Annotated in this window: 7 protein-coding genes; 2 read left to right on the top strand and 5 right to left on the bottom strand. The window is 73.6% G+C overall.

Features of this window, described 5'->3' with window-relative positions:
- Positions 1-7 precede the first annotated feature (7 nt).
- Positions 8-1,624, bottom strand: coding sequence for an L-glutamate gamma-semialdehyde dehydrogenase (pruA, locus tag DB32_RS11750; protein WP_053232519.1), 1,617 nt, complete (start codon positions 1,622-1,624; stop codon positions 8-10).
- Positions 1,625-1,848: 224 nt separating this feature from the next.
- Here pruA and msrB point away from each other — a divergent pair, with 224 nt between their 5' ends.
- Entirely contained in the window at positions 1,849-2,232 is a 384-nt protein-coding gene (gene msrB, locus DB32_RS11755) for a peptide-methionine (R)-S-oxide reductase MsrB (protein ID WP_240481348.1), read from the top strand.
- A 571-nt stretch (positions 2,233-2,803) separates the two neighbouring features.
- Positions 2,804-3,220, top strand: coding sequence for a DUF3224 domain-containing protein (locus DB32_RS11760; protein WP_053232520.1), 417 nt, complete (start codon positions 2,804-2,806; stop codon positions 3,218-3,220).
- A 56-nt stretch (positions 3,221-3,276) separates the two neighbouring features.
- Here the strand turns inward: DB32_RS11760 and DB32_RS11765 are convergent, their stop codons facing one another.
- From DB32_RS11765 to DB32_RS11780, 4 genes are all read right to left on the bottom strand, one after another.
- Positions 3,277-5,538 (bottom strand): nidogen-like domain-containing protein, encoded by a 2,262-nt coding sequence (locus DB32_RS11765; protein ID WP_157068970.1) that lies wholly within the window; start codon positions 5,536-5,538, stop codon positions 3,277-3,279.
- 112 nt (positions 5,539-5,650) lie between these two features.
- On the bottom strand, positions 5,651-6,733 hold the full coding sequence (locus DB32_RS46620; protein WP_053232522.1) for an alpha/beta hydrolase: 1,083 nt from the start codon (positions 6,731-6,733) through the stop codon (positions 5,651-5,653).
- Positions 6,730-8,064: a hypothetical protein gene (locus DB32_RS11775; protein ID WP_053232523.1), complete on the bottom strand. Its 1,335-nt coding sequence runs from the start codon at positions 8,062-8,064 to the stop codon at positions 6,730-6,732. The genes DB32_RS46620 and DB32_RS11775 overlap by 4 nt, the downstream gene beginning before the upstream one ends.
- 13 nt (positions 8,065-8,077) lie before the next feature.
- Entirely contained in the window at positions 8,078-11,482 is a 3,405-nt protein-coding gene (locus tag DB32_RS11780) for a protein kinase domain-containing protein (RefSeq protein ID WP_053232524.1), read from the bottom strand.
- Positions 11,483-11,505 lie beyond the last annotated feature (23 nt).

The raw sequence follows: 11,505 nt of genomic DNA on the forward strand, positions 1-11,505 counted from the left end.
CGTGGGCTCAGGGGCGATCGGAGAGGAACGGGTACCGCCAGTCGGTCGGCGGGACGAACGTCTCCTTCACGGTGCGCGGGCTGATCCACCGGACCAGGTTGAACATCGAGCCCGCCTTGTCGTTCGTGCCGCTGGCGCGCGCGCCGCCGAAGGGCTGCTGGCCGACGACCGCGCCGGTCGGCTTGTCGTTGACGTAGAAGTTCCCCGCGGCGTTGCGCAGCGCGACGTCGGCCTCGGCGAGCGCGATCGAGTCGCGCGCGAACACGGCGCCGGTGAGCGCGTAGGGCGACGTGCCATCGACGAGCTCGAGCGTGTCGCTCCACTTCGCGTCGTCGTAGACGAAGCACGTGACCACGGGGCCGAAGATCTCCTCGCTCATCAGGCGGTGCTTCGGATCCTCCACCTGCACCAGCGTCGGCTGCACGAACCAACCCTCGGCGTCGCTCGCGCCGCCGCCCGCGAGGATCGTGGCGCTCTGCCGCGCGAGCTCCTGGTAGCCGCGGATGCGCGCGAACGCGCGATCGTCGATCACCGCGCCGACGAAGTTCGAGAAGTCGGCGACGTCGCCCATCTTCATCGAGGCGAGGTCGGACACGACGCGATCACGCACCGTCGGCCACAGCGAGCGCGGGACGTAGATGCGCGACGCGGCGCTGCACTTCTGGCCCTGGTACTCGTAGCCGCCGCGCGAGATCGCGGTCGCGACCGCGATCGGATCCGCGCTCGGGTGCGCGACGATGAAGTCCTTGCCGCCGGTCTCGCCGACGAGGCGCGGGAAGGTGCGGTAGCGATCGAGGTTCGCGGCGACGCCCTTCCACAGGTGCTTGAAGGTGCCGGTCGATCCCGTGAAGTGGATCGCGGCGAGGTGCGGGCTCGCGAGCGCGACCTCGCTCTGCGTCGGGCCGTGGCCGGGCACGAGGGTGAGCACGCCGTCGGGCAGGCCCGCCTCGCGCAGCATCTCGAGCACGTGCCAGCAGCCGAGCAGGCTCGAGGTCGCGGGCTTCCACACGCACACGTTGCCGCCGAGGATCGGCGCGCACGGGAGGTTCGCGGCGATCGCGAGGAAGTTGAACGGCGTGACCGCGAAGACGAAGCCCTCGAGCGGGCGCATCTCGAGGCGGTTCCACATGCCCTTCGGCGAGACCGGCTGGTGCTTCTGGAGCTCCGCGTAGAAGTGGACGTTCCACCGGAAGAAGTCGGCCATCTCGGCGACGGCGTCGATCTCCGACTGGTGCGCGGTCTTGCTCTGGCCGAGCATGCACGCGGCGCTGATGCGCGCGCGCCACGGGCCGCTGAGGAGATCGGCGGCGCGGAGGAAGATCGCGGCGCGCTCCTCGAAGGGCGTCTCGGCCCACGCGGGCGCGACGGCGAGCGCGGCGTCGATCGCGGCCTGGGTCTCCTTCGCGCCGGCCTCGTGGGCGCGGGCGATCACGTGGCGCCGGCGGTGCGGCATCGTGACCTCGAGGATCGAGCCGGTGCGGAGCTCGGCGGGCCCGGCGACGACGGGGATCTCGGCGACCTCCTTCGAGAGCGTCGCGAGCGCTTCGGCGAGGCGCGCGCGTGCGGGCGAGCCCGGCTCGTGCGTGTCGACGTGCTCGTTGTAGGGCGCGGGAAGGCTGGACATTCGATCCTCCAGGAACCTAGAGACTTGAGCTCGGTAACTGAGATCGCACCTGCGCCGTATCGGTGGGTATGAGACGCCGCACGATGATCCAGATCCTGCTCGCGACGCCGATCGGGCTCGCGTGCTCGGGCTCGTCGATCGCGCAGACGACGCAGGGCGATTGGCCGGGGCCGGTGCAGCCGGTGTCGTACGTGGGCGCGGTGCCCGCGGTGGGCGATCGGCTGATGCTGAGCGACGAGGAGTGGAGGCGCAGGCTGACGCGCGCGCAGTACGAGGTGCTGCGGCGCCAGGGCACCGAGCCGGCGTTCACGGGCGCGCTGTGGGAGGAGCACCGCGCGGGCACGTTCTTCTGCGCGGGGTGCGGGAACCCGCTGTTCCGCTCGAGCGACAAGTTCGACTCGGGAACGGGATGGCCGAGCTTCACGCGACCGCTCGAGCCGGGGCGCGTGGAGGAGCAGCGCGACGCGTCGCACGGGATGGTGCGCACCGAGGTGCACTGCGCGCGCTGCGGCGGGCACCAGGGCCACGTGTTCGACGACGGGCCGGCGCCTACGGGACTTCGGTACTGCATCAACTCGGCTTCGCTGGAGTTTCGAGAGTCGAGCTGAGGAGGCGCCGGTGTGAGGCGGGGGGTGGTGCCTCCGCCGCCCGGGTGCTCGCGGGCTGCTGTGCGGAAGGGCGTGAGCGTCGGGACGCGGTGGTCGCATCGCGGCGCGCGCGTTGCGCTCTGCCGCGATGCTTCGATCAGTCCGTGGTCGGCCTCTGCGAGCCCCCGTCGCACGAGGGCGGCGGAGGCACCACCCCCCGCCCGGTACCGCGGTTCTGCCGTCTCGCTTGGTTCGGGTGGGGAGGCTCGCGACCGATCCGCGCTTCGCCGCGGCTCGGACGCTCGCGTGTAGCACCGCGCTGCGCGCGTGTGCGCGCTCGCGCGCGGTATTGGGTGAGATGGACGTGAGGAGCGCGCAGCGCGCGTCAGCGCGATGCGTGCGGTGGCGTTTGACCCATTGCGCGTCGTTCGCTCGAGCCCACCTCGGTCGAGCGCTCGGCGCGAATCGCGTCACGCGACGGGTACAGCACGGTGGCCTTCCTAAGCCTCCTGCTCTCCTCAGAAATTCTCTCCTGCGCTCCGTGTCGCAAAAATCCGATACGCGATCGCTCCGCGCGAATAGGTTCTCGGGCATGACGGAGCTGCCGAAGAAGACGACCGTCGCGACGTTCGCGATCACGCAGTGGGACGAGACGGTCACGCACGAGCCGAAGGCCGGCGAGGGCGGGGCGAAGATGGCGCGCGTGGTGGTGCGCAAGACGTTCTCCGGGCCGCTCGAGGCCACGAGCGTCGCGGACGTGCTCACCGCGCGCGGCGAGGGCGGCGCGGGGTATCTCGCGTCGGAGCTGGTCGACGGAACGCTCGACGGGCGGCGCGGGACGTTCGTGCTGCAGCATGGCGGGATCGACGACGGCGGGACGCAGCGCGCGTTCGGGTGCGTCGTCGCGGGGAGCGGGACCGGTCAGCTGCGCGGGCTGCGCGGCGACGTGGTGTACGCGCACGACGAGAGCGGCGCGCGCATCACGCTGACGTACTCGCTCGAGAGCTGACGGAACGAAAAAGAGGGCCCGTCTCGCGCCGGGCCCTCTCGTTCTCTGCGCTTCGCTCAGCGACGACGGCGCGCGAGCACGAAGCCCAGCGCGATCAGCATCGCGAACGCGCCCGTGCTCGACGTGCGGCCACCGGTGCGGCAGCTGCAGCCGCCGCCCGACGCGCCGCCCTCCGAGCCCCCGTCGCGCGCGCTGCCGCCGTCACGACCGCTCATCGCCGCGTCGTCGGGCACGCCTGCGTCGGCGCCGATGCTCGCATCGCTGCCCACGCCCGCGTCGCTCTCGGTGCCGGCGTCCGGCACGACCTCGACGGTGCACGTCGCCGAGCAGCCGTCGCCGTCGGACGTGTTGCCGTCGTCGCAGGCCTCGCTCGCCGCGTCATTCAGCGCGCCATCGCCGCACACGACCGCGGTGCAGTCGGCGTCGCACGTCGTGGTCGCGGCTCCGTCGTCGCACGTCTCGCCCGCGGTGACGTTCAGGATCGCGTCGCCGCACGACGCCGTCGTGCAGTCGGCGTTGCACGTCGCGGTCTCCGCGCCGTCGTCGCAGCGCTCACCCGCGTCGATCACGGAGTTGCCGCACGCCTCGATCGCGCACGCGTCGGAGCAGCCGTCGCCCGCCGTCGTGTTGCCGTCGTCGCACGCCTCGCTCGCGGTCGCGTTGCGCGTGCCGTCGCCGCACGCGACCGCGGTGCAGTCCGCGTCGCACGTCGCGCTCTCCGCGCCGTCGTCGCAGTCCTCACCGAAGTCGACGACCGAGTTGCCGCACGCCTCGAGCTGACACGTGGGCGAGCAGCCGTCGCCCGCGTCGGTGTCGCCGTCGTCGCAGCCTTCGCCCGCCACCGTGTTGCGGGTGCCGTCGCCGCACGTCGCGGCGCTGCAGTCGGCGTCGCACGTCGCGGTGTCGATGCCGCCGCTGTCGCAGTCCTCGCCGAAGTCGACGATCGTGTTGCCGCAGACCTCGACGCCGCAGATCGGGCTGCAACCGTCGCCTGCGGTGGTGTTGCCGTCGTCGCACCCCTCGCCAGCGGTGGCGTTGGTGTGGCCGTCGCCGCACGCGACCGCGGTGCAGTTCGCGTCGCACGTCGCGGTCTCGGTGCCGGGATCGCAGGTCTCGCCCGCGACCGTGTTGAGCTCACCGTCGCCGCACACGACGGCGGTGCAGTCGTCGTCGCACGTCGCGGTGGTCGCGCCGGCGTCGCAGGTCTCGCCCGCGTCGACGACCGAGTTGCCGCACTCCTCGAGCTGACACAGCGGCGAGCATCCGTCGCCGCCGGTGGTGTTGCCGTCGTCGCAGCCCTCGCCGGCCGCGGTGTTGAGCCGGCCGTCGCCGCACGCGACCGCGGTGCAGTCGGCGTCGCACGTCGGCGTCGCGCCACCCGTATCGCACGCCTCGCCGGCGGCCGCGTTGCGCACGCCGTCGCCGCACGCCGCGAGCGTGCAGTCGACGTCGCACGTCGCGCTCTCGCCGGAGGCGTCGCACTGCTCGCAGCCGCCCTCGACGCGGCCGTTTCCGCAGCTCGGGATCACGGTCGGGTTCGCGCGGATGCGCCACACGCCGGGCGTGCCGACGTTGCTCTGGGTGAGCAGCGTCTCGGTGACCGCGAGCGTGAGCGAGCCGGGGAGCTGCGCGGCGGTGCGCGTGTCGCCGTAGTCGATGCCGGCGACCGCGGGGCGGCAGGTGCCGCTCATGACGGTCGCCGCGGTGCAGCGGCCGTCGGCGGCGGCGCCGCTCGCGGTGCCGGCGTGCCACGAGAGCGCCGCGTAACGGAACTCGACGATGATGCCCGCCTCGCCGCAGACCTCGGCCGGGCTGAGCACGAGCTGGAACGTGTTGACGCGCGCGTAGCTCGTCGCGGCGTTGACCGCGTCGTAGTGGACGGTGTTGGCCCACGTGACCGTCACGCGGTTCGCCGCGGGATCGACGCAGTAGCGCACGTCGCCGGGGTTCGCCTCGCCGCTGCGGCCGCGCAGGTCGACGTCGGCGAAGAACGGCGCGAGCGTGAGGCGCGTGAGGCCGGGCACCGCGGTCGGCGTGTACGTGCTGAGCGCGCCGCCGAACGTGACGTTGCCGTTCACGTTGACGAACATGCTCGTGTACGAGCTACCGGCGATCGTGACCGGCCGCGCGGCCGTGAAGACCGGCGCGAGATCGACCTGGCGGCTGCCGTCGTCGAGCTCCGAGAACAGCGGGTCGAGGAGGGTCTCGGTGCCGCCGCACGGCAGGATCGACGCCTGCGCACCGGCGACGGAAGGCGCGCCGAGCACGGCGAGCGCGAGCAGAACGGTTGGGAGCAGGAACCGGGAACGATCGGACAACGCGCCACCTCGCGAAATACGGTGTTCGTGTAGTGGTACACGAATGGCGGATTCCGGTAAATGGCGAACGAGAGCGCCGGAGCGCCCGGTTCGCGGTCCGACTGGGCAGTGCTCAGCGGGAAGCGCGGGCGATCGCGCCGAGGATGCGGACGAGCGAGCGCACCTCGTCGATCGCGGCGCGCGCCTCTCGCGCGAGCTCGCCGATCCCCTTGCCCTTGGCGGTGTGCCCGTAGAGGCCCGTGAGGTGCCGGCGCGCGCGCACGTGCGAGGGCATCGCGGCGAGCAGCGCCGCGCTCTCGTCGTGCGGGATCACGTCGTCGCCGGTGCCGTGCACGAGCTCGACGTCGCAGCGCAGCCCGTGCAAGTGCGGACGCGGATCGATCCAGTCGAACGCGCCGCGTGATCGCTCGAGCGCGGCGAGCCCGATCGAGTCGGTGCCCGGCGCGGTGCGCGCGCCGACGAGGAAGAGCTCGCGCAGATGCGCGGGCAGCTCGCGCGCGAGCTCGCGCGCGACGCCCTGGTAGACCTCGGGGCGCTTGCTCTCGTCCTTGCCCCAGGTGCGCTCGCACTGACGGCGCCACGCCGCGCACAGCCGCGCGCGATCCTCGGGCGCGACGCCCAGGTGCTCGACGAGGTTGATGAACACGACGGGCGCGTTGAGCGGATCGTTCGCGCGCGTTCCGTCACCCGCGAGCGCGAAGTGGACCGTGCGACGGAAGTCGGCGAACCCGCCGAACACGATGAGCGAGCCCACCTCGTCGCCGCGCGCGCTCGCGAGACGCAGCGCGGGCATCGAGCCGAACGAGATGCTGAACACGCCGGGCTTGCCGCGAGGTCGATCGGGCAGCGCGAGCAACGCGTCCCACGCGCGCTCGGTGTCGCGCACGAGATCGCGACCGACGACGAGCTGCGTGAAGTCCGGCAGGTGCGGCGCGAGCACGACGAGCCCCGAGCGCGCGAGCACGCGCGCGAAGCGATCGAAGCGCGGGTCGCGCGGCCCGAGGAAGTGCAGCCCCGGCACGAGCAGCAGCGAGCCCGTCGGAGGCTCGTCCTCGGGGCGCCACACCGTGGCGGCGAACGCGCGCGCACCGTCGCGCACCGTGAGCTCGCGACGCGCGATCGCGTGCGGGACCTGCGCGCCGTCGGTCCACGGTCCGAGCCAGCGCAAGAGGTGCATGCCGCGGCGCGCGCTCATCGCCTCGCTCCTCGCGCACGCGGCGCGTCGTCGTCGTCGTCGTCGAAGGGCTCGTCGTGCGGTGCGGCGTCCTCGTCGTCGTGAGTGAGCTCGGCGTCCTCGAGCGCCTCTTCCGCGGCGAGCCGCTCGCTCGCGCTCCCGATCTCTCCCGCGATCGATCCGCCGCACTTCGCGCAGGTCGTCGCGTCCCCCGGCAGACGGCCGCCGCACTCGGGATCGGAGCAGAAGTCGTCGCGCTCTCGTCCGCCGAGGATCCATCCGACGAGCGCCGCGATCGGCAGCGCCAGCACCGGCCACGCGTGACCCGTCGCGGCGGTCCCCGCGGCGAGCGCGACGATGCCGATGCCGACGCCGCGGCCCATCCACGGGGCCGCTTTCGTCTCGCGCACCCGGAACGTGCGGCGTCCTTCGTTGCGTCGCTGCCCGTCGCGTCGCTGGAGCTCGGAGGGTCGGACGATCCGCGCGGACCCGGCGTCGGTCTCGCGCAACGGCGCGACGTCGGGAGCCCACGGCGCGGGCCACGCGCGCGGCGCAGGAACCCCGAGCCGCTCGCGGAGCGCGTCGGCGTCTCCCGCGAGCTCGTCGATCCACGCGACCACGTCCGACGACTGGTTCGCGCCGAGCTGCGCGCGCACGCGATCGATCGTCGTCTCGTCGGCGCCGCGCACCACGAGCTGTACCGCGAGCAGGAAGCACACGTCGACCACGTCGAGCCCGCCGAGCTGGTCGTGGACCCACTCGGTGCGAGCGTCGCGACCGATCTGCTCGCTCCTCGCGCGATACCGAAGCGCGCCGTTCGCCGCGACGATCCCGAGCCCGAGATACAGCGCGGCGACGCTCGCGAGCGCCGCATCGTGGTCGGCGTGGATCTCCTCCTCGGGCGCGCCTCCGCGGTACGGGTGCGCGGCGCCGCGATCGATGCGTCGATGCGCGCGGAACACGCGCGCGATCTCGTGCGCGAGGGCGGGCACGACGTCGACGTCGTCGCCGAGCTCGTGCAGCTCGAGGTCGACGGTCGGCGCCGCGTGGGTGTCGATCTCCACGAACGACACCGACGTGAGCGGCGTCAGCAGCCCGCCGTGCCCGCGCTCGGCGGGGCGCACGTCGATCACGCGCACGTCGAGGTCGTCGATGCCGGCGTGTCGCAAGAGCCGCCGCGCGACGGTGCGCACGCCCTCGGGCGCGTGCACGTAGCGGTCGGGGAAGAACGTGTCGTTCGGCTCGACGAGCGGCGCGAGCACGAAGCGCTCCCACCCGGCGCGCGCGACGAGCGTCGCGGTCTCGTCGAGGAGCCACTCGCGCGCGTCGTCGCTCGGCAGCCTGGGGGTCACGCCGCGGTTCGTATCACGCCGCGAGGATCGCGGGCGCGGGCAGCGGCCAGCGCATGCGCGAGAGCATCGGCGCGCACGTCTCGATCGCGCGGCAGATGTCGTCGATCGTCGCGCGCTGGCGCGGATCCTGGCGCAGCGCGTGGCGGATCGCGTCGACGAGCGGGAGCAGGTCGTGCTCGAGCTCGACGAGCGCGTCGAGCGCGCGGAGGTCGCCGTCGTGCTGCAGGTGCGCGGTGACGATCGAGAGATCCGTCGGACCCGTGAAGAGCGTCTGGCCGGTGAGGATCTCGTACATCACGCAGCCGAGCGCGTAGACGTCGGCCGGCATCGGCCGCGGCGAATGCCCCTTCGGCATGAGGCCCCAGACCTCGGGCGCGCCGTAGCTCGCGGTCGCGCAGCCCGGGCGGAGCTTGCGCCCCGCGAGCCCGAAGTCGACGAGCACCGAGGTCTCGAGCTCGGGGCCGGGGCCGTCGGGGTCCCGGAGGATCACGTTGGATGGTTTGAGGTCCAAGTGTCCGACGCCGACCTCGTGCATCGCGCCGAGGCCCGACGCGATCCCCCACATGACGCGCAGCGCGCGCTCCATGTCGAGCGCGCCGGTCTCGATGATGCGCTCGAGCGTCGGGCCCTCGACCAGCTCCATCACGAGGATCGGCTTGGGGCGCGCCCCGGCGTCGAACGTGACGAGCTTCGCGAGGTTCGGGTGGGGCGGCACGGCGAGGAGCGCGCCCGCTTCCTCGCGGAAGAGCTGGAGGAACTCGCCCTCCGAGAGCGTGCGGGCCGCGCTGCCCGCGTACTCCGGGACCTTCAGCGCGAAGCGCGGAGCGGTCTCGTTGCTGCGCTCCTCGGCGCGGCGCGCGACGAACACCGAGCCCACCGCGCCCGAGCCGAGCGCGCGCAGGACGTAGAAGCCGCCGATCGTGCGGCTCGGCGGGAGCCACGGCGGCAGCGCGGCCTCGCGGGCGCGCGACGTGGCGCGGGGCGGGCGCGAGCGGCGCTGCGCGTACGCGGGCAGCGTGACGATGCGCGCGAGCACGTTCGCGGCGACCTCCGCGAGGTGCAGCGGGAGGTCGACCCGCAGCGTGTCGATGCCGGCGGCGATCGCATCGGCGAGCGAGCCGAGATCGAACGGCTCCTCGGCGTCGCCCACGGCGCTCGCGTCCTGGCCCGCGCGCGCCGCCTGCAACACGGCGACGTCCACCGCGCGCAGCGCGGCGCCCACGTTCGGCACGTCGCCCGACATCGACTCGCCGAGCCGACGGCGCGCGCCGACCACGAGCCGCGCGAGCGCGCTCGATGCCTCGCCCAGCGCGGCGATCGCGGAGCTCGTCCCCTCGAGCAGGCCGGCGAGCTCGGCGAGCGAGCCCGCGTCCGAGATCGACTCGATCGCCTCGGCGTATGCGAGCAGCGCGACGCGCAGCGCTTCGACGCGCGGCGAGCCCGCGCCCGGCAGGTGACGGATCAGCGCCTTGAGCCCGTCGAGGCTCGTCAGCGCGCGCGCCTCGGTCACCCGCGCGCTCCGCTCGGTGCGCTCGATCAGCGACGCGTACGCGCGGAACGCGTCGGCGGCCTCGGGCACCATCGTCGCTTCCGCGACGATCCCGAGGTCGTGCTCGCTGTGCAGGTGGCTCGCGGCCGCGATCAGCACGTCGGAGAGCTCGCCGAGCTCCTCGCGCAGGATCGCGTCGCACGCGCGTGCCAGCGATGCGCCCACGATGCGGCGTAGCGGCGAGGGCTCGTCCTCGCGCGCGCGCTTCACGAGCAAGCGCCCGGTGCGCAGGCGGCGATCGCGCAGCTCCGCGGTGCGCTCGTCGAGGTGACCACCGTCGGCGTCGACGACGTGCAGCAGCGTGCGCATGCGCCGCAGACGGAGCGTGATGTGCTCGACCTCGCCGCGCACGGGCTCGCTCTCGCGCGAGCCGAGGTACGTCGTGAGCCGCTCGAAGACGTTGTCGAGCACGCGGTGCGCGGCGCCCGCGCCCTTGTCGCCGAGCTGCAGGAGATCGGCGAGCGAGCTGCTCTCGAGGAGCGCGCTGTCGAGCTCGCGCAGCCGCAGGAACGACTCGATGCGCGCGTCGCGATCCTCGTCGCGGCTCTCCTCGAGCAAGCGCAGGATGCCCTCGACGTTGCGCAGCACGCCGAACGCCTTGCCGTACGCCGTGCGCGCGTCGGCCTCGACGAACGCGGCCTTCGCGTCGTCGAGCTGATCGCGCAGCGTCGGGAGCGAGCCGTCGCGCTCGTCGCGGCTGCGCAGCTCGAAGTCGATCGCGCGGAGCAGCGCGGCGCGGCCGTCGTCACCCTCGTCGCGCGCGATCGCGTCCTCGCGCAGGCGTGCGAGCGCGAGGCGCGCGGCCCACTCGCCGAGCTCGCCTCCGACGCGCTCGGCGCGGATCTCGATCAGCGCTTCGATCGCGTCGAGACCGCCCGCGCGCACCAGCTGGTTGAGGAGCTCTTCGGCCGCGTCGGGCTCGGCCTCCGCGGCGCGCGCGAGGCCGAGGATCATCGCGCTCGCGAGTCCGGGATCGCGGCGCGCGAGATCGCTCTGCAGGAGATCGGCGCAGCGACGGCGCGCGCGCTCGGCGTCGATCGCCATCGTCGACGCGAGTGAGGCCGCTGCGCGGCGCCACTCGGTCGGGGTGAGCGACGCGTGCAGCGAGTCGTCGATCTCGACGCCGAAGCGCGGGATCGCCTGCGCGAGCAGGCCGCGCGCGGTCGCGACGTGGCGCCACACGAGCGGCTCGCGATCGGAGAGCAGTCGCTGCGTCGCGCTCTGCACCGAGGGCCGATCGAAGATCGCGAGCGCGCCCGCGTCACCGGCCTTCGCGCGCCGTGCAGCCTCGCGCGCCGCGCGCTCGAGCAGGCGCGCCGCGAGCCGCCGCGAGGGCAACGAGCCCGTCGACGGCGTGATCAGCCAGTCCTCGGCGAGATCGCGCCGCGCGATCAGCGCGAGCGCCAGCGGATCGGCGCGGATGCCGCTGCCGATCGGCATGTCGAGCGCGAGCGCGACGCGCGCACGGATCGCGCTGCCGCTCAGACCGCGCCGTGAGCCGGTCGCGAGCAGCGTCGCGAGCAGCGTGAACGTCGCCGCGTTGCCCTCGTGCAGCGCGCGCAGCACGCGGCGGCCGAGCTCGCGCTTCTCGTCGCCCGCGGGCAGCGCCGCGCCGAGCTCGTAGAGCGCGCCGGCCGCGGCGGCGGGCTTGAGCCATCCGAGGTCCTCGAACAGACCGCTCGCGAGCGCCATGCGCGTCCCGTCGCGCAGCGCGATCGGATCGAGCCCTTCGAGCGGCACGGGGCGCAGGTCCGACGCAGCCGCCGCGAGCGTCGCGATCGACTGTCGGAACACCGCACGTCGCTCCTCGGCGTCGGCGATCCGATGGAGGCGCGCCAGGCCGTCGAGATGCTCGCGGGATGCCCGCATCGAGCGGCGAGGATAGCGTGCGC

The sequence above is a fragment of the Sandaracinus amylolyticus genome (assembly GCF_000737325.1).
GTDB lineage: Bacteria > Myxococcota_A > Polyangia > Polyangiales > Sandaracinaceae > Sandaracinus > Sandaracinus amylolyticus.